This is a genomic window from Amycolatopsis viridis, from assembly GCF_011758765.1.
Taxonomy (GTDB): Bacteria; Actinomycetota; Actinomycetes; order Mycobacteriales; family Pseudonocardiaceae; genus Amycolatopsis_E; species Amycolatopsis_E viridis.
This window is the reverse complement of the sequence record NZ_JAANOU010000001.1, coordinates 2,574,654-2,590,924: the sequence shown is the minus strand read 5'-3', so window position 1 is coordinate 2,590,924 and position 16,271 is coordinate 2,574,654. Positions and strand designations below refer to the sequence as shown.

The 16,271-nt window shown below is 71.8% G+C and carries 14 protein-coding genes; 3 read left to right on the top strand and 11 right to left on the bottom strand.

Annotated features, from left to right (window positions below; genetic code table 11):
* Positions 1-131: 131 nt before the first annotated feature.
* Positions 132-788: an alpha/beta hydrolase gene (locus FHX46_RS12835; protein WP_167121440.1), complete on the bottom strand. Its 657-nt coding sequence runs from the start codon at positions 786-788 to the stop codon at positions 132-134.
* A 100-nt stretch (positions 789-888) separates the two neighbouring features.
* Here FHX46_RS12835 and FHX46_RS12830 point away from each other — a divergent pair, with 100 nt between their 5' ends.
* A complete protein-coding gene (locus FHX46_RS12830) occupies positions 889-1,602 on the top strand; it encodes a sugar isomerase domain-containing protein (protein ID WP_167113633.1) in 714 nt (237 codons plus the stop codon).
* On the opposite strand, the gene FHX46_RS12825 is transcribed toward FHX46_RS12830, so the two are convergent.
* Together FHX46_RS12825 and FHX46_RS12820 are read right to left on the bottom strand one after the other, a co-directional pair.
* Entirely contained in the window at positions 1,599-3,464 is a 1,866-nt protein-coding gene (locus tag FHX46_RS12825; protein WP_167113630.1) for an ABC transporter ATP-binding protein, read from the bottom strand. The two genes, FHX46_RS12830 and FHX46_RS12825, sit on opposite strands and share 4 nt — an antisense overlap.
* A gap of 131 nt (positions 3,465-3,595) precedes the next feature.
* Positions 3,596-4,186 (bottom strand): TetR/AcrR family transcriptional regulator, encoded by a 591-nt coding sequence (locus FHX46_RS12820; protein ID WP_167113627.1) that lies wholly within the window; start codon positions 4,184-4,186, stop codon positions 3,596-3,598.
* A 960-nt stretch (positions 4,187-5,146) separates the two neighbouring features.
* Here FHX46_RS12820 and FHX46_RS12815 point away from each other — a divergent pair.
* Positions 5,147-6,451, top strand: coding sequence for a glycosyltransferase 87 family protein (locus FHX46_RS12815; RefSeq protein ID WP_167113624.1), 1,305 nt, complete (start codon positions 5,147-5,149; stop codon positions 6,449-6,451).
* On the opposite strand, the gene FHX46_RS12810 is transcribed toward FHX46_RS12815, so the two are convergent.
* The 3 genes from FHX46_RS12810 to FHX46_RS12800 form a co-directional block, all read right to left on the bottom strand.
* On the bottom strand, positions 6,438-6,647 hold the full coding sequence (locus FHX46_RS12810) for a helix-turn-helix domain-containing protein (protein WP_017982988.1): 210 nt from the start codon (positions 6,645-6,647) through the stop codon (positions 6,438-6,440). The two genes, FHX46_RS12815 and FHX46_RS12810, sit on opposite strands and share 14 nt — an antisense overlap.
* 176 nt (positions 6,648-6,823) lie before the next feature.
* Positions 6,824-8,452: an ABC-F family ATP-binding cassette domain-containing protein gene (locus tag FHX46_RS12805; RefSeq protein WP_167113621.1), complete on the bottom strand. Its 1,629-nt coding sequence runs from the start codon at positions 8,450-8,452 to the stop codon at positions 6,824-6,826.
* A 173-nt stretch (positions 8,453-8,625) separates the two neighbouring features.
* Positions 8,626-10,188: a deoxyguanosinetriphosphate triphosphohydrolase family protein gene (locus FHX46_RS12800; protein WP_167113618.1), complete on the bottom strand. Its 1,563-nt coding sequence runs from the start codon at positions 10,186-10,188 to the stop codon at positions 8,626-8,628.
* A 109-nt stretch (positions 10,189-10,297) separates the two neighbouring features.
* On the opposite strand from FHX46_RS12800, the gene FHX46_RS12795 reads away from it, so the two are divergent.
* Positions 10,298-12,001 (top strand): GGDEF domain-containing protein, encoded by a 1,704-nt coding sequence (locus FHX46_RS12795; RefSeq protein WP_167113616.1) that lies wholly within the window; start codon positions 10,298-10,300, stop codon positions 11,999-12,001.
* Positions 12,002-12,116: 115 nt separating this feature from the next.
* Here the strand turns inward: FHX46_RS12795 and FHX46_RS12790 are convergent, their stop codons facing one another.
* The 5 genes from FHX46_RS12790 to sufD are packed head-to-tail and all read right to left on the bottom strand — an operon-like array spanning position 12,117 to position 16,271.
* Positions 12,117-12,506, bottom strand: coding sequence for a metal-sulfur cluster assembly factor (locus FHX46_RS12790; protein ID WP_167113613.1), 390 nt, complete (start codon positions 12,504-12,506; stop codon positions 12,117-12,119).
* A complete protein-coding gene (sufU, locus tag FHX46_RS12785) occupies positions 12,503-12,946 on the bottom strand; it encodes a Fe-S cluster assembly sulfur transfer protein SufU (RefSeq protein ID WP_167113610.1) in 444 nt (147 codons plus the stop codon). Before sufU ends, FHX46_RS12790 begins: the two co-directional genes overlap by 4 nt.
* Positions 12,947-14,233 (bottom strand): cysteine desulfurase, encoded by a 1,287-nt coding sequence (locus FHX46_RS12780; RefSeq protein WP_167113607.1) that lies wholly within the window; start codon positions 14,231-14,233, stop codon positions 12,947-12,949. It lies immediately after the preceding gene.
* 46 nt (positions 14,234-14,279) lie between these two features.
* On the bottom strand, positions 14,280-15,050 hold the full coding sequence (gene sufC / locus FHX46_RS12775; protein WP_167113604.1) for a Fe-S cluster assembly ATPase SufC: 771 nt from the start codon (positions 15,048-15,050) through the stop codon (positions 14,280-14,282).
* A gap of 42 nt (positions 15,051-15,092) precedes the next feature.
* Positions 15,093-16,271: a Fe-S cluster assembly protein SufD gene (gene sufD / locus FHX46_RS12770; RefSeq protein WP_167113602.1), complete on the bottom strand. Its 1,179-nt coding sequence runs from the start codon at positions 16,269-16,271 to the stop codon at positions 15,093-15,095.

Below are 16,271 nucleotides of genomic sequence, written 5' to 3'. Positions count from 1 at the left end.
GCGCGCGCTGGGTGTCCGCCCTGGTTCGTCACGCCATCACCGTTCCCCGATCGACCGGCCCTAGGACGCCCCTAGTGAACCGCAAGCCGTCCTCCCGAGGACGTCCAGCACCCCGAACGGGTTGCGCGCGATCACACGGGCAGGCGAAGCCGCTGGTCGGGGCCCGCTGACCAGGCCGTGAGCGGCGCCACGCCGGCCGCGTCCCGGGCGAAGTCACGCACCAGCCGCGTCCACACGCCGGGCCGGAACAGCATCGCGTGCCCCTCCGACATGACCTCGATCCGCACCACCCGCTCCGCGACGGCCTGCGCGCGCTGCGCGTAGGTGAAGGACTCCGCGGGATCGGTGATGTGGTCGCGCGTGCCGTGGGCGATCAGCACGGTGCGGCCGGTCACCGGCTCGACCGGCTCCCCGGCCGGGGTCCACGGGGCCAGCGCCAGTACCGCGCGCACCGCCGGGTCGTCGGCGACGCGCAGCGCGACCCGGCCACCCATCGAGTGCCCGACGAGGTACACCGGCACCTCGGGCCGCTCCGCGCGGATCCGGTCGAGCGCCCACCGCGCGTCGGAGACCGGGTGCATCTCCGGCTCGTTCCAGCCACGGACGCGGTTGCGCAGCAGCCGCACCTCCACGCCGTGCGGCGCGCCCGCGCCGGCGGTGGACCGCGCCAGCGGCACCATCCGCAGGTAGGCCAGGCCCCACGGCCGGACCACGGCGAGCCCGTTCTCCGCGCCCCCGTGCAGGACCAGCACCACGGCCCGCACCGGTCCGCGGGCTCGCCAGGTCATCAGCACGGGGTCGGTCGTCACTTGGGGTCCAACATCCCGGGCGGCGGGATTCTTCCGTCCGGCCACTCCGGCGGGTGGTCCGTTGCCTAGGGTCGGCCGGGTGATCCACGATCTGGTGGCCGGCGCGCTCGAGCGGGCCGGCGAACGCAACTCCGCGGAAATCCGGCAGGCGGCCGGGCTGGTCCTGGGCGCGGTGCGGGCGGATGCGCTTGTCTTCACCGCCGGGGCCGGGCACTCACTCGCGTCGGTGGCCGAGACCTTCTACCGCGCCGGCGGCCTGGCGTGCGTGTACCCGCTTTACCACCCGGACCTGCTGCCGCTGCACAGCGCGACCACCAGCACGGCTGCCGAGCGGCGGTCCGGGCTGGCGGCGCAGGTGCTCGCCGAGCGAGCGCCCGGGCCGGACGACGTCGTGTTCGTGTTCTCCAACTCGGGTGTCAACCCGTACCCGGTGGAGCTGGCGGAGGCGGTCCGGGCGCCGGTGGTGGCGGTGACCTCCCGCGCCGCGGTGGCGGCTGCGCCGCGCCGGTCGCCCAGCACGCTGCTCGACCATGCCGACGTGGTGCTCGACACCGGTGTCCGGCCCGGCGACGCCTCGTTCCCGGCGGACGACCCGCGCACGGTGGCGCTGTCGTCGCTGCTCAACGTCTACCTCTGGAACGAGGTGCTGGCGCACGTCCACGACGCCGCCCGCCGGGAGGGTGCCGAGGTGCCGTTGTGGCGCAGCTCGAACATGGCGGACGGGGACGCGGCGAACGCCGCCCTGCTGGAGCGCTACCGGCCGCGCGTCCCCGCGTTGCGCCAGTCCGGCTAGGCCGCGGCCGGTTCCTCGCTGAACTGGGTGTGGTGGAGGTCGGCGTAGCGGCCGCCGGCGGCGAGCAGTTGCTCGTGCGTGCCGCGTTCGACGATGCGCCCGGCCTCGACGACGAGGATCTGGTCGGCCGCCCGCACGGTGGACAGGCGGTGGGCGATGACCAGCGCGGTCCGCCCCTCCAGGGCGTGCGACAGGGCCTCGCTGACCGCGGCCTCGGATTCGGAATCCAGGTGGGCGGTCGCCTCGTCCAGCACGATCACCCGGGGCTGCGCGAGCAGCAGCCGTGCGATGGTCAGGCGCTGCCGTTCACCACCGGAGAGCCGGTAGCCGCGCTCCCCCACCAGCGTGGCCAGCCCGTCGGGCAGGCTGCGCACCAGCTCGGCCAGCCGCGCCCGCTCCAGCGCGTCCCAGATCTCCTCGTCCGTGACGCCGGGCCGCGCGTACTCCAGGTTGGCCCGGATGGTGTCGTGGAACAGGTGCCCGTCCTGCGTGACCACGCCGACGGTGTCCCGGATCGCGGTGAACGCCAGGTCCCGGACGTCCACATCGGACAGCCGGATCGCCCCGGAGTCCACGTCGTAGAGACGCGGCAGCAGCGACGCGATCGTCGACTTGCCGGCGCCGGACGAGCCGACGAGCGCCACCATCTGTCCCGGTTCGGCGCGGAAGCTGATCCCGTGCAGCACCTCCTCGCCCCCGCGGGTGTCCAAAGTAGACACGTCCTCCAGGGAGGCGAGCGAGTACCGGTCGGCCGCCGGGTAGGCGAAGGTGACGTCGGCGAACTCGACCGACACCCCGCCCTCGGGCACCGTCCGCGCATCCGGCTTCTCGGTGATCATCGGCTCCAGGTCGAGCACCTCGAAGATCCGCTCGAACGACACCAGTGCGGTCATCACGTCCACCCGGACGTTGGCCAGCGCGGTCAGCGGGCTGTAGAGCCGGGTGAGCAGCAGCGCCAGCGCCACGACCGTGCCCGGGGCGAGCTGCCCGCGGATCGCCAGCCACCCGCCCAGGCCGTAGACCAGGGCCTGCGCGAGCGCCGAGACCAGGGTGAGGCTGGTCATGAACCAGCGGGTGAGCATCGCCGTCCGCACCCCGATGTCCCGCACCCGGCCGGCGCGGGCGCCGAAGTCCTCCGCCTCCCGCCGCGGCCGCCCGAACAGCTTGACCAGGGTGGCGCCGGGAGCGGAGAACCGCTCGGTCATCTGGGTGGTCATCCCGGCGTTGAGCTGGGCCGATTCCCGCTGCAGGGCGGCCATCCGGCGGCCCATCCGGCGGGCGGGCAGCACGAACACCGGCAGGAGCACCAGCGCCAGCAGCGTCACCTGCCAGGACAGCGTCACCATCACCCCGAGCGAGAGCACCAGCTGGATCACGTTGGTGACCAGCCCGGACAGGGTCGCGGTGAAGGTGCGCTGCGCGCCGATCACATCGTTGTTGAGCCGGCTCACCAGGGCGCCGGTGCGGGTGCGGGTGAAGAACGCGATCGGCATCCGCTGCACGTGCTCGAACACCGCGCGGCGCAGGTCGTAGATCAGCCCCTCGCCGATCCGCGCGGACAGCCAGCGCTCGACCAGTCCGAACCCGGCGTCGGCGATGGCGAGCGCGGCCACCACGGCGGCGAGCAGACCGACCAGGCCGGCCTCCCGCCCGCGCACGATGGTGTCCACCACCTTGCCCGCCAGCAGCGGCGTGGTCACCGCGATGACCGCCGACACCACGGTCAGCGCCAGGAAGACCAGCAGGCTGCGCCAGTACGGCCGGGCGAACCGCGCCACCCGGCGCACCGTGCCCGGTGCCAGTCCCTTCGGTGCGTCCGCCGAGCGCATTGCCGAACTCATCAACGACCAGGTGTTGTCCACATCGTCCTCCGCGGTGCCGCCGCAAACAGCTCCAGATTACTTCAGGTTTGCGGCCGGGATGCCGGGACAGCGCCCGAAGGTCACCACCGCCACGACGGCACGCACCACATCAAGCCCGGCGCGGGCGTCCGCTATTCCGTGATCCCGGGCTCCCCCGGCCTGGCGCGGGCGCCCTCGACGGCGTCCAGACCGGCCAGGAACAGGGCGAGGTCGGCGGCCCAGAGCCGTTCCAGCGCCGCGGGATCGACGCCGGGGAGTTCGTCGAGCCCGGCGATGAACAGGCACAGGACCCGGATCACCTGCAGCGCCGTGGTCTCGGCCCGCTCTCCGAAACCCGCCTCGGTGAGCACGGCCACCAGCCGGGCGCCCATCGGCTGGGGCAGGTGACCGGAGGCGGCGTTGCGCGCGATGTGCCAGGCGACGCCGGGGCACTGGCGCAGCACCCCCCACCCCATCTCCCCCAGGCGACGCACGTACTCGCGCCAGCCGGTCCCGCGGGCCGGGACGAGGAGGATCCGCGCAGCGATGTCATCGACGACGGCGGCGACGAGGACGTCCCGCCCGCCACCCAGGTGGTGGAACACCGCACCCGGGTAGACCCCGACGCACTCGGACACGCCGCGCAGCGACCACCCCTCCAGACCCTGGCGGCGGGTGAGCATGACGGCCGCCGCCACGATCTGGTCGCGGGTCAGCCCCTTGCTGATACGGGGGTTGCTCACCGTGGGCTCACCCGCACCCGTTCCCGCAGGCACGCCTCGCACACCATCCCCGACACGGTATCGGCCCTCTCCGCGGCGCCGCGACCACCCGGCACGGTCACGCCCCGTTCGTCCCACGCTAAGTAGCACACCCGCTCGTTCCCGCTGCCCGTCACGAGCCGGACGGGACGGTAGCGCCGGTTCCCGGGTGACTGGACCGCACCCGGGGTCCCCGGCCGCGGTGCCGGCACCATCCCGGCGGGCTCGACCACGGCGATCGCGCGTTCTGGCACCTCCGTGGCAGGGCGGTGAGAGCCACGGACATGAGCACTGCACTTCGCCGCGCCTCTCGTACGACAGGCACGATAGTTGTACGGCGTTTAACAGTGGCGGGATGATCGGTGAACAGTCGTGCGGATCTCGCCACGGCACCCGGCTGCTCACGCTGACCGGGCCGGCGGACGTGGGCAGGACCCGGCTCCGCGTGGCACCGGCGCAACGGGTCAACAGCGCGTTCGACACCGCGGCCGTGGTGTACCTGGCCGACCTCGACCGGCCGCCACCGCGGAAGCCGTCGCCCAGTCGGCTTCGGGGCGGCAGGCTCGTGCCGGCGGCTTGGTGCCGTTCCAGCGGGAGCACAGCTCGCCGAGGAGCGGATCGTCGCGGCGATCGGCGAAGTCGCATTCCGCCACGGTGCGCTGGACGTGCTCACGCCGGCCGAGGAGAAGATCGCCGCCCTGGTCGCCGACGGCCTGAACCACCCCCGGGACCGCCCGGGCTCTCATCGTGTCCCGACGGACCGTGGAAACACGTCTCACCCGGCCCTTCCAGGAACGGTGCATCACCCGGCGAACAGAACACGCCCTGGACCAGCGGTCCGGTCGACCGGGCGCTTCCCGGGCGCCGCCGGGCGGGACGGTCTCGGTAACCTTTGCCCATGGGGCGGAACGATCTCGGCATGCAGGCACGCGGTGGCAGCCGGTGACCACCGAGCGCACGGCAACGCGCCCACCGGTCCCGGTCACCGCGATCGAACGCACCCGGGCGCTGCTCGCGACGCATCCACTGGCCGTCGACCTGCTCCTCTACCTCGGGTGCGCCGTCTACGCGATCGCACTCGCGCTGACCGGCGAGTTCTACGGCTTCCGCATCTGGGGCACGTGTGCGGCGTTCGGGTACGGCTTCGCGGCCGCGCACACCGGCTGGCTGATGACGGCGCGCCGGCCGGGCGGACCGCTGCGCTCCCGCTGGCTGGGGCTCGCGGGCATCGCCGTGCTGTCGATGCTGCTGCCCCTGGTCGTCCTGGTGATCCGCCGCCTCACCGGCAACGACTGGCTGAACACGCCGTTCTCCTGGAGCGCCCAGCCCGAGGTGTGGGTGATCGAACGTTCCGCGCGTCTGCTGCTGGAGCACGGCACGCCGTACGTCGACGTGACCGCGCTCGACCACGTGCCCGAGGTCAACGACTACACCCCGTACGGCCCGGTGATGGCCGTGTTCGGCCTGCCGCGCGCCCTGTTCGGCGGCGGTCCCGTCGCCGACGCCCTCACCGACGCGCGGCTGATGTTCGTCCTCACCGCGTGCGTGTGCGCCTGGCTGACCCTGCGGCTGATCGGTTCCCCCCGGGTGCCGGTACGCGCGGCCCAGCTGGCCATGGCCTTCCCGCTGACCGCGCTGACCTGGGCGGTCGCCGGGCCGGACCTGGCGATCGTCGGTCTGTTGCTGGTCGCCGCCGCGCTCGCCGCGCGGGACCGGCCGATGGCGAGCGGCACCGTGCTCGCGCTCGTGATCAGCGCGAAGCTCATCGTCGCACCGGCCGCCGTGGTGCTGGCCGTGCTGATCTTCACCCGCCTGGGCGGCACCGCCCTGGCGCGGTTCGCCGGCACGGCCGTCGCCGCGTGCGCGGTGCTGAACGTCCCGGTGTTCCTGGTCGATCCGCACGCGTTCGTGGAGCACGTGGTCCGGTTCCCGGCCGGCGTGGGCCAGGTGGCGTCACCGGCGGCGAGCCCCCTGCCGGGTCATCTCATCGCCGGTATCGGTCCGGCCGGGAAAGTGGCCGCGTTCATCCTGCTCGTCGGCGCCGCCGCCGCGATCGTCGTCTGGTTGCTGCGGCGTCCGCCCGTCGCGGGATCGGACGCGTTGTGGCGCATCGCCGCCGGGTTGTGCGCCTTCACCCTCCTGACGCCCGCGACGCGCTTCGGGTACCTGCTGTACCCGTGCGTGCTCGCCGGCGCGGCATTGTGCTTCCGCCGTGCCGAAGCCGCCGCCGGGCCTACTTCTTCTTAGCTCGTGTCGCTCCGCCGCGCCCGCGCAACTGCACACCGGATTCGGAAAGTACGCGGTGCACAAAACCGTACGAGCGTCCGGTCGACTCGGCCAGGGCCCGAATACTCGCACCCTTCTCATATTTCTTCTTCAGGTCAGCGGCGAGCTTGTCACGCGTGCTGCCGGTGATCCGCGCGCCCTTCTTCAGGTCAGCCACGTCGTTCCGCCTCCACCAGTTCGCGTTGGCAGGCCACAGTGGGCCTCGTCACGCAATGATCGAACACGAACCGCGAATTTGCCAGACGAGGCGAGAAAAACCTGCCCAATGGCGGAAAAATTGCGCCGAACCAGGTGGTTGCCTAGTCCAACTAAGGACCGGCGCCATTGTTTACATCATGCCAACTGGACGAGTTCCAGGTAATCATCCGACCAGTGATCCTCGGTGCCGTCCGGCAACAGGATCACCCGCTCGGGTTCGAGTGCCTCGACCGCGCCGGGGTCGTGGGTGACCAGGACGACCGCACCGGTGTAACTGCGCAGGGCGTTGAGCACCTGCTCACGGCTGGCCGGGTCCAGGTTGTTGGTCGGTTCGTCCAGCAGCAGCACGTTGGCCGCACTGGAAACCAGCCCGGCGAGCGCGAGCCGGGTCTTCTCGCCGCCGGAGAGCGTGCCGGCCGGCTGGTCCAGTTGCTCGCCGGTGAACAGGAACGAGCCGAGCAGGTTCCGCAGCTCCTGCGCACCGGTGTCCGGAGCGAGATGCCGGATGTTCTCCCAGACGCTCGCATCGTGGTCGAGGGTTTCGTGTTCCTGCGCGTAATAGCCCAGGCGCAGACCGTGCCCGGCGACGACACTGCCGGTATCCGGTTTCTCCATTCCGCCCAGCAGCCGCAGCAGGGTGGTCTTGCCGGCACCGTTGAGACCGAGCACGACGACCTTGGTCCCCCGGTCGATCGCGAGATCGACACCGGTGAAGATTTCCAGCGAACCGTACGATTTGGACAATCCGTCGGCGGTGAGCGGAGTGCGCCCGCACGGGGCCGGCGCGGGGAACTTGATGTGCGCCACCTTGTCGGCCTGACGCTGCTCGTCGAGCCCGGCGAGCATCTGCTCGGCACGGCGGGCCATGTTCTTGGCCGCCACGGCCTTGGTCGCCTTCGCGCCGAGCTTGGCGGCCTGCGCCTGCAGCGCGGCGGCCTTCTTCTCGGCGTTGGCCCGCTCCCGGCGGCGGCGCTTCTCGTCGGTGGCGCGCGCCTCCAGGTAGCGCGACCAGGTCATGTTGTAGGAGTCGAGCTCGCCGCGGGTCGCGTCGAGGAACCACACCTTGTTCACGACCTCGGCCAGCAGGTCCACGTCGTGGCTGATCACCACGAGACCGCCCTCGTGCCCCTTGAGGAAGCCACGCAGCCAGTTGATGGAGTCGGCGTCGAGGTGGTTGGTCGGCTCGTCGAGCAGCAGGATCGTGTCCGAGCGGCCGGACGCCCCCACGTCGGAGGCGGCGAACAGGATGCGGGCCAGCTCGACGCGGCGGCGCTGACCACCGGAGAGGGTGCGCAGAGGTTGCGCGAGGACCCGGTCGGCCAGGCCCAGGTTGGCGCAGATGCGGGCGGCCTCGCTCTCGGCGGCGTACCCACCGAGCGAGGCGAACCGCTCCTCGAGCCGGCCGTACTTGCGGATGGCGCGGTCCCGCTCGGCGTCGTCGACCAGCTCGGACATGGCGGTCTGCGCCTTCTCCATGTCCCGCAGCAGGGTGTCGAGGCCGCGGGCGGACAGGACGCGGTCCTTCGCCGTGACGGAGAGATCACCCTCGCGGGGGTCCTGGGGCAGGTAGCCGAGCTCGCTGCCGCGGCGCACCTCGCCCGCGTAGGGCTCGCCCTCACCCGCGAGGACCTTCAGGGTGGTCGTCTTGCCGGCGCCGTTGCGCCCCACCAGGCCGATGCGATCACCCGGCTGGATGCGCACGGTGGTGTCGGACAGCAGGATGCGCGACCCGGCGCGCAGTTCTAGGCCGGTGGCCGTGATCAAGGGGAACTCCCGGAATCGGGGGTGGACAGGAGACATCGACGGGCCCGCCGGGTCTGGCGGGGCCGGGCCCGGAGCTACTCCAACTGGACGTCCACGAGTCCAGTGTACGGATCACCGTCCAGCCGTTTTCCCCGCGGTGACCGTCCTCACCCAGCACGCGGTGCTGCCTGCCGCTACAGCACGAAGGAGTCCGACCAGGGTTGCGCGGACCGGCCCGACAGCGCGTCCAGCAGGGTGACCGCCTGCTTGTCGGTCAGCGAGGACACGAAGTCGATCACCGCGCGGCGCCGGGCCAGGCTGCGTACCGCGTCCGCACCGGTCACCGGCTCGCCGGTGGCTCCGACCAGCAGCTCGGGCGCGTTGCGGGCCAGGTCCTCGAACTCCGACTGCGCCAGCTCGACCAGGTCGTGCAGCCGCCGGGGCAGCCGGGACACCTCGTCCCGGTCGCCGAGCCACGCGTCCAGGGCGTCCACGAGCGTGGTCAGCAACGAAGCCTGCCCCCGCTGGTGCAGCGCCAGTTCCGGCCGCAGCAGCACGAACCTGCGGTGCACGAACTTGAGCACCTGCACCTCGTGCCACTGCGCCGGCCGCAACGACACGTGCCCGGCCCGGGTGGACGGCGTCGGCAGCACGACCACGCCATCCACCAGCCGGTGCGTCCACTGCGCGGAGAACGCCGCCGTGGTCTGCTCGGCCTCGATCGACCCGTCGAACGGGGTGGCGAGCAGGCCGTCGACAAGTTCGGCCCGGATCCGGGACACGGCGTGGGCGAAGGCGTCGTCGTCGACGATCCACGCGTCCTTGGCGTGCATGCGCCGTCGCAGCTGCTCCAGCGAGCGGCCCGGGCGGCGGATCTGCGCCGCGAGCGTGGCGTTGTCGAGCGCGGCCAGGTCGAGGGCGTGGTCCAGCCACTCCCCCAGCTCGGCCGCGACCGGCGCGTGCTGCAGCACCCCGATGCGGTGGAAGTCCTGGATGTCGTGGATCGCGTAGGCGAGGTCGTCGGCGGTGTCCATCACCGACGCCTCGACGGTCTGCTGCCACGGTTCGATCCGGCCCGCGAACGACCGGCGCGCCGCCACGACGTCATCCAGTTCGGTGCAGTACGCGGAGAACTTGCTCGACCCGGTACCGGGTGCCTCGTCCGGTTCGGCGGCGCCGCGGGGCGGGATCCGCATCGCGGACGGGTGCGGGTCGGGCCAGTGCAGCCGGGCCCACGGGTACTTCAGGACCGCCGCCCGCACCGCCGCGGTGAGGTCGAGGCCGACGGCCGCGGGGCCGCGCACGTCCGTGGTGGTGATGATCCGGAACGTCTGCGCGTTACCTTCGAACCCGTCGGGCAGCGAGAACCGGTGGCGGGCGATGCGGTCCAGCACCTGCTCCCCCAGGTGCCCGAACGGCGGGTGCCCCAGGTCGTGGGCCAGCGCGGCGGCCTCGGCCACGTCCGGGTCCAGCCCGCCGAGCTTGCCGATCAGCTCGGCCGAGTCGACCGCGGACAGCAGCCGCTCCGAGATCGCGCGGGCGACCTGGGCGACCTTGAGGCTGTGCGTGAGGCGGTTGTGCAGCAGACCGGACCCGGCGGCGCTCACGACCTGGGTCACGCCACCGAGCCGGGCGAAGAACGGCGACACCACGATCCGGTCCCGGTCGGCCCGGAACGGGTTGTCGGCCAGATCGGACCAGGCCGGTTCCCTGGCGTTCTCCCGGCGCAGCATCCGCGGATCGAGTTCCATGCGCATCACCGTATCGGTCCGGGGACACCCGGTGGGGGCATACGGCGTGCACACCGGAGGTGAACATCCGTGAACATCTCTTTCACCGGAGCCACCTCACCAGGAAGATCGGTCCGTGCGCCCAGTCCGGTTCGCCTTCCAGCCGCTCTACAGCCTGCACACCGGCGGTATGGTCGCGCTCGAAGCGCTGGCCCGCCCCGCCGAGGGGTCCGTGCACGACCTGCTCGACACCGCACGCCGCGAACAGCGTCTGGTCGAGACCGACCTCGCGCTGGCCTGCGAGGCGGTGCGCACCGAGGCCGACCAGCAGACGCTGCTGCCGGTGCACCTGAACCTGACCGCGGCCACCGCGGCGGCCCCGGCGGTGGATCCGCTGCTGGACGCCCTCGCGCGCACCGGCAAGCGGCCGCGCGAGGTGGTGCTGGAGATCGGCCCGCCGTTCTGCTCGGTCCCGCCCGAGCAGCTGCTCGCCGGCCTGACGCGGCTGCGCGAGCTGGGGTTCCGGCTGGCGCTGGACGGTCTCGGGCGCGGGGACCTGCCGTTCGCGCTGCTCGCCGCGGCGCCGGTGGATGTCCTGAAACTGGACCACAGCGTGCTGCGCGGGCTGCCCGGCGACGCCGGTTCGGTGGCGGTCGTGGAATCGCTGCTGCACTTCGCCGCCCGCCGCAACGCGCGGCTGGTGGCGACCGGCATCGAGACCGAGGCCCAGCTGGGGGCGGTGCGGCGGCTGGGAGTGCGCATCGCCCAGGGCAACCTGTTCGCGCCGGCCCGGGCCGGGGTGAGCCTCGGGCACCTGCTCACCCCGGCCATCCCCGACCCCGGGGAACGCGTGGTGCCGGGACCGCTGAGCACCCCGCGGGTGCGGGACTTCCTGCGCCCGGCCAGCACCCTGCCGCACGACGCGACCTGCGACGACGTGCGCTCCGCGCTCGCCGCCGCGGACGCGCCCACCGGGATCGTCGGGATCGGCCCCGACGGGCGCCCGCGGTGGTCGATCGACCGCACCCGGTTCCTGGTCTCGGTCACCGGCCCGTACGGGCACGCGCTGCACGCCAGGCGCAGCGCGGAACGGCTGGCGGACAGCCCGCACACGATCCACGCCGATGCGGGGGCCCTGGAGCTGCTGGAACTGGTGACCGACGCCGACTGGGGCCGCACCGGCGACGACGTGGTGGTGGTCGACGACGCGGGCCGCTGCCTGGGTGTGGTGCTGGTGACCGAGGTGGTGCGCGGGGTGGCCGAGGCCAAGGTCGAGGAAGCGGCCGCGCTGAACCCGCTGACCCGGCTGCCCGGCAGCGACACGGTGGCGCGGGACGTGGACCGCCGGATCGCCGGCCGGGAGGCGTTCGTGGCGGCCTGGCTGGACGTCGACTCGTTCAAGGCGGTGAACGACAACGCGGGTTTCGCCGCCGGGGACGACCTGATCCGCGCGATCGGGCGGGCCCTCACGGACCTGGCGGCCCGCCTGCCGCGGATGGTGGTGAGCCACGTCGGCGGGGACGACTTCCTGATCGCCTGCGACGTCGCGGAGATCGGCACGATCGCCGGGGCACTGCTGGACGTGCCGTGGTCGGCCGAAGGCATGCCGGTGACGGTGTCGCTGGCGACGCTGGTGTGCGCGACGGCGACGATCGAGTCGTACCGGGAGGCGTCCCGGCTGCTGGCACCCCTGAAGAAGCGGGCGAAGGCGGTGCCGGGGTCGAGCTGGGTGCTGGGCCGGCCGGGCTCCGAGCGGGTCGAAGTGCTGCGCGGCCGGTCGCGGCACGCGTTGCCGGAACAGCGCGACCGGTCTGCGGCCGGCTTGAGCCGCGCCGTATAGGTCGTTATACGCCGGCTGCTACGAGGGGATCACGGGCCGCACGCAGCACACCGCCGCCGCAGCCGGAGTACCCGAACGGGCCCGGCCGCGGCGGCGGTGTGCCGCCGATGCGGATCTAGACGGTGAACCCGAGGGCGCGGAGCTGCTCCCGGCCGTCGTCGGTGATCTTCTCCGGGCCCCACGGCGGCATCCAGACCCAGTTGATCCGGAAGTCCTTGACCACACCGGCCTGGCCGACCAGCACCGACGCCGTCTGGTCCTCGATCACGTCGGTCAGCGGGCAGGCCGCCGACGTCAGCGTCATGTCGAGGGTCGCGGTGTTGTCCGGTTCCACCCGGATGTCGTAGACCAGCCCGAGGTCGACCACGTTGATGCCGAGCTCGGGGTCCACGACGTCCCGCATGGCCTCCTCGATGTCCTCGATCTTGGCCACGTCCGCGGCCGGCTGCGCCTGCTCCGGCAGGTCCGCCGCGGTGCGGCCCTCGCGCGTCTGCTCCTCGCTCACTTCACGGCTCCGTTCGTGCGGGTCAGCGCATCCTTGAACGCCATCCAGCCCAGCAGGGCGCACTTCACTCGCGCCGGGTACTTCGACACCCCGGCGAAGGCGACCGCGTCCTCCAGCACATCCTCGTCCGGCTCGATCTGGCCCCGGCTCTGCATCATCGCCACGAAGGTGTCCATCGTGGACAGCGCCTCACCGACGGTGTGCCCGGTCACCAGATCGGTCAGCACCGACGCGGACGCCTGGCTGATCGAGCAGCCCTGCCCCTCGTAGGAGACGTCGGCGACCTTGTCGCCCTCGACCTTGAGCCGGAGGGTGATCTCGTCCCCGCAGGTCGGGTTGACCTGGAACGACTCGGCGTCGAAGGGCTCCCGCAGGCCGTGGCCGTGCGGGTTCTTGTAGTGGTCCAGGATGATCTCCTGGTACATGCTCTCCAGGTTCACCTACGCCACCCCGAAGAACTTCTGCGCCTCGCGGATACCGCCCATCAGGGCGTCCACTTCGGACAGCTCGTTGTACAGGTAGAACGTCGCGCGCACGGTGGCCGGCACCTGGCACACCCGGTGCAGCGGCCACGCGCAGTGGTGACCCACCCGCACCGCGATGCCCAGGCTGTCCAGCACCTGGCCGGCGTCGTGCGGGTGCACGCCGTCGACGACGAACGCGACGGTCGCTCCGCGGTCGGCGGTGTCGCCCGGGCCGATCAGCCGGACGCCCGGGATCTCGGCGATCCCGGCCAGCGCGGACTCGACGAGCGCGTGCTCGTGCGCGGCCACCCGCTCCATGCCGATCTCGCTCAGGTAGTCCACCGCGGCGCCGAGCCCGACCGCCTGCGAGGTCATCGGCACCCCGGCCTCGAACTTCTGCGGGGGCGGCGCGAACGTGGTGCGGTCCATCGTGACCAGCTCGATCATCGACCCGCCGGTGAGGAACGGCGGCATCGCCTCGAGCAGCTCACGGCGCCCGTAGAGCACGCCGATACCGGACGGCGCCAGCATCTTGTGCCCGGAGAACACCGCGAAGTCCACGCCGAGCGCGTGGAAGTCGACCGGGAAGTGCGGCACCGACTGGCACGCGTCGAGCAGCGTCAGCGCGCCGACCTCGCGGGCCCGCCGCACGATCGGCTCGACCGGGTTGATCGTGCCGAGCACGTTCGACTGGTGCGCGAACGCGACGATCTTGGTGCGCTCGGTGATCAGGTCGTCCAGGTTGGACAGATCCAGCCGGAACGTGCCGGTGAGGTCGAACCACCGCAGCGTGGCACCCGTGCGCTGGCACAGCTGCTGCCAGGGCACCAGATTCGCGTGGTGCTCCATCGCGGTGATCACGATCTCGTCGCCCGGGCCGACGCGGAACCGGTCGGCCTCCGGGCCGGCGGTGGCCGCGTTGCTCATCGCGTACGCGACGAGGTTGATGCCCTCGGTGGCGTTCTTCGTGAACACCAGCTCACCCTGGTCGGCACCGACGAACTCGGCGGTGCGGGCGCGGGCGTACTCGTAGGCGTCCGTGGCCTCCTCGGCGAGCTGGTGCGCACCCCGGTGCACCGCCGCGTTGGAGGTCTCCAGGAACCGGCGCTCGGCGTCCAGCACCTGCCGCGGCCGCTGCGAGGTCGCGCCGGAGTCCAGGTACACCAAGGGTTTCCCGTCGCGCACGGTGCGCGACAGGATGGGGAAGTCGGCGCGCAGGGCAGCGACGTCCAAAGGCAGGTTGGCCGCGGCTGTGGTGGTCATGCGCGCCAACTCCTCTCTCGGTGTGTCAGTTCGGGAACGGGGGACGTCAGACCGCCGCGGCTTCCTTCTTGCCGGTGTACTTGACGTAGCCGTTCTCCTCCAGCTCGTCGGCCAGCTCCTTGCCGCCGGACTCGACGACGCGGCCGTCGGCGAAGACGTGCACGAAGTCCGGGGTGATGTGCCGCAGGATCCGGGTGTAGTGCGTGATCAGCATGACGCCGACCTCGTTGTTCGCCTTGTACTCGTTGACGCCCTCGGAGACGATCCGCAGCGCGTCGACGTCCAGGCCCGAGTCGGTCTCGTCGAGGATCGCGATCTTCGGCTTGAGCAGCGCCAGCTGCAGGATCTCGTGGCGCTTCTTCTCACCGCCGGAGAAGCCCTCGTTGACGCTGCGCTCGGCGAACTCCGCCGAGATCTCCAGCTTGGCCATCTCGTCCTTGACTTCCTTGACCCAGTGCCGCAGCTTCGGCGCCTCGCCGCGGACGGCGGTGGCGGCGGTGCGCAGGAAGTTCGACATGGACACGCCCGGCACCTCGACGGGGTACTGCATCGCCAAGAAAATGCCCGCTCGACTGCGTTCATCAACCGACATGTCGAGGACGTTCTCGCCGTCCAGCAGCACCTCGCCAGAGGTCACCTCGTACTTGGGGTGGCCGGCGATCGCGTAGGACAGGGTGGATTTGCCCGACCCGTTCGGGCCCATGATCGCGTGGGTCTCACCCGAGCGGATGGTCAGGTTGACACCCTTGAGGATCTCTTTCGTGCCCTCGTCGGTGGTGACACCGGCGTGCAGATCCTTGATTTCCAGTGTGGCCATGGCCTCGTTCGTCTCTGTCTCTCGTGGTGGAAGGGGAGGGCTTCAGCTGCCGACGGCTTCGAGTTCGGCCTCGATCGCCTGGGTCAGGCGCTCGCGGACCTCCGGGACGTCGATCTTCATCAGGATCTCGTGGAAGAAGCCGCGGACGACCAGCCGCCGCGCCTGCTCCTCCTCGATCCCGCGCGACTGGAGGTAGAACAACTGCTCGTCGTCGAACCTTCCCGTGGCGCTCGCGTGCCCGGCACCGGCGATCTCACCGGTCTCGATCTCCAGGTTCGGCACCGAGTCGGCCCGCGCACCGGTGGTGAGCACCAGGTTGCGGTTGAGCTCGTAGGTCTCGGTGCCCTCGGCCGCGGCCCGGATCAGCACGTCGCCGATCCACACGGTATGAGCCTCCTGTGAGCGGCCATCACTTTGCAGCGCGCCCTTGTACATCACGTTCGACTTGCAGTACGGGACCGCGTGGTCGACGAACAGGCGGTGCTCCTGGTGCTGGCCGGCGTCGGCGAAGTACAGGCCCAGCATCTCCACGTCGCCGCCGCGGTCGGCGAAGCTCGCGGTGGGCGACACCCGCACCAGGTCGCCGCCCAGGGTGACGACGATGTGCTTGACCGTGGAGTCCTTGCCGAGCCGGATGTGCTGCTCGGAGACGTGCACGGCGTCGTCGGCCCAGTCCTGGACGCTGACCACGGTGAGCTTCGCGCCCTCGCCGACGACGAACTCGACGTTGTCGGCGTAGGTGCCGGAGCCGAGGTGGTCGAGCACGACCACGCCCTCGGCGTAGGCCTCGGCGCGCACCTGCACGTGCCCGTAGGCGGTGTTGCCCTCGCCCGGCCCGGTCAGCCGCAGCACGGTCGGCCGGGACGCGCGGGTCTCCTTCGGCAGGGTCACCAGCGTCGCCGCGGCGAACGAGGTGTACGCCTGCGCGGCGATCCGGTCGCTCGGCACGCCGGCCTGACCCAGGCGCTCGTCCTCGCGGCCGACGGTCTCCACGCGCACCTCGGGGGCGGCGTCGACGTCGATCTTGACCTCACCGGAGGCCGTCGCGGTGCCGTCGTGCAGCCCGCGCAGGCGCTTCATCGGGGTGAAGCGCCAGTTCTCCTCGCGGCCGCTGGGGACCTCGAAGGCGGCGACGTCGTACCCGGTGAAGCGCTCCGCGCGGGAGGCCGCCGGGACGACGGCCTCCGCAGCGGCAGCGGTGTTCTCAGCAGCCACCGTCAT

What these genes read in the sequence shown, in the direction of transcription:
- sufD (WP_167113602.1), bottom strand. Translation starts at nt 16,271, where the DNA reads ATGACGGTGGCTGCTGAGAACACCGCTGCCGCTGCGGAGGCCGTCGTC.
- FHX46_RS12800 (WP_167113618.1), bottom strand. Translation starts at nt 10,188, where the DNA reads ATGCGCATGGAACTCGATCCGCGGATGCTGCGCCGGGAGAACGCCAGG.
- FHX46_RS12835 (WP_167121440.1), bottom strand. Translation starts at nt 788, where the DNA reads ATGACCTGGCGAGCCCGCGGACCGGTGCGGGCCGTGGTGCTGGTCCTG.
- sufC (WP_167113604.1), bottom strand. Translation starts at nt 15,050, where the DNA reads ATGGCCACACTGGAAATCAAGGATCTGCACGCCGGTGTCACCACCGAC.
- FHX46_RS12780 (WP_167113607.1), bottom strand. Translation starts at nt 14,233, where the DNA reads ATGACCACCACAGCCGCGGCCAACCTGCCTTTGGACGTCGCTGCCCTG.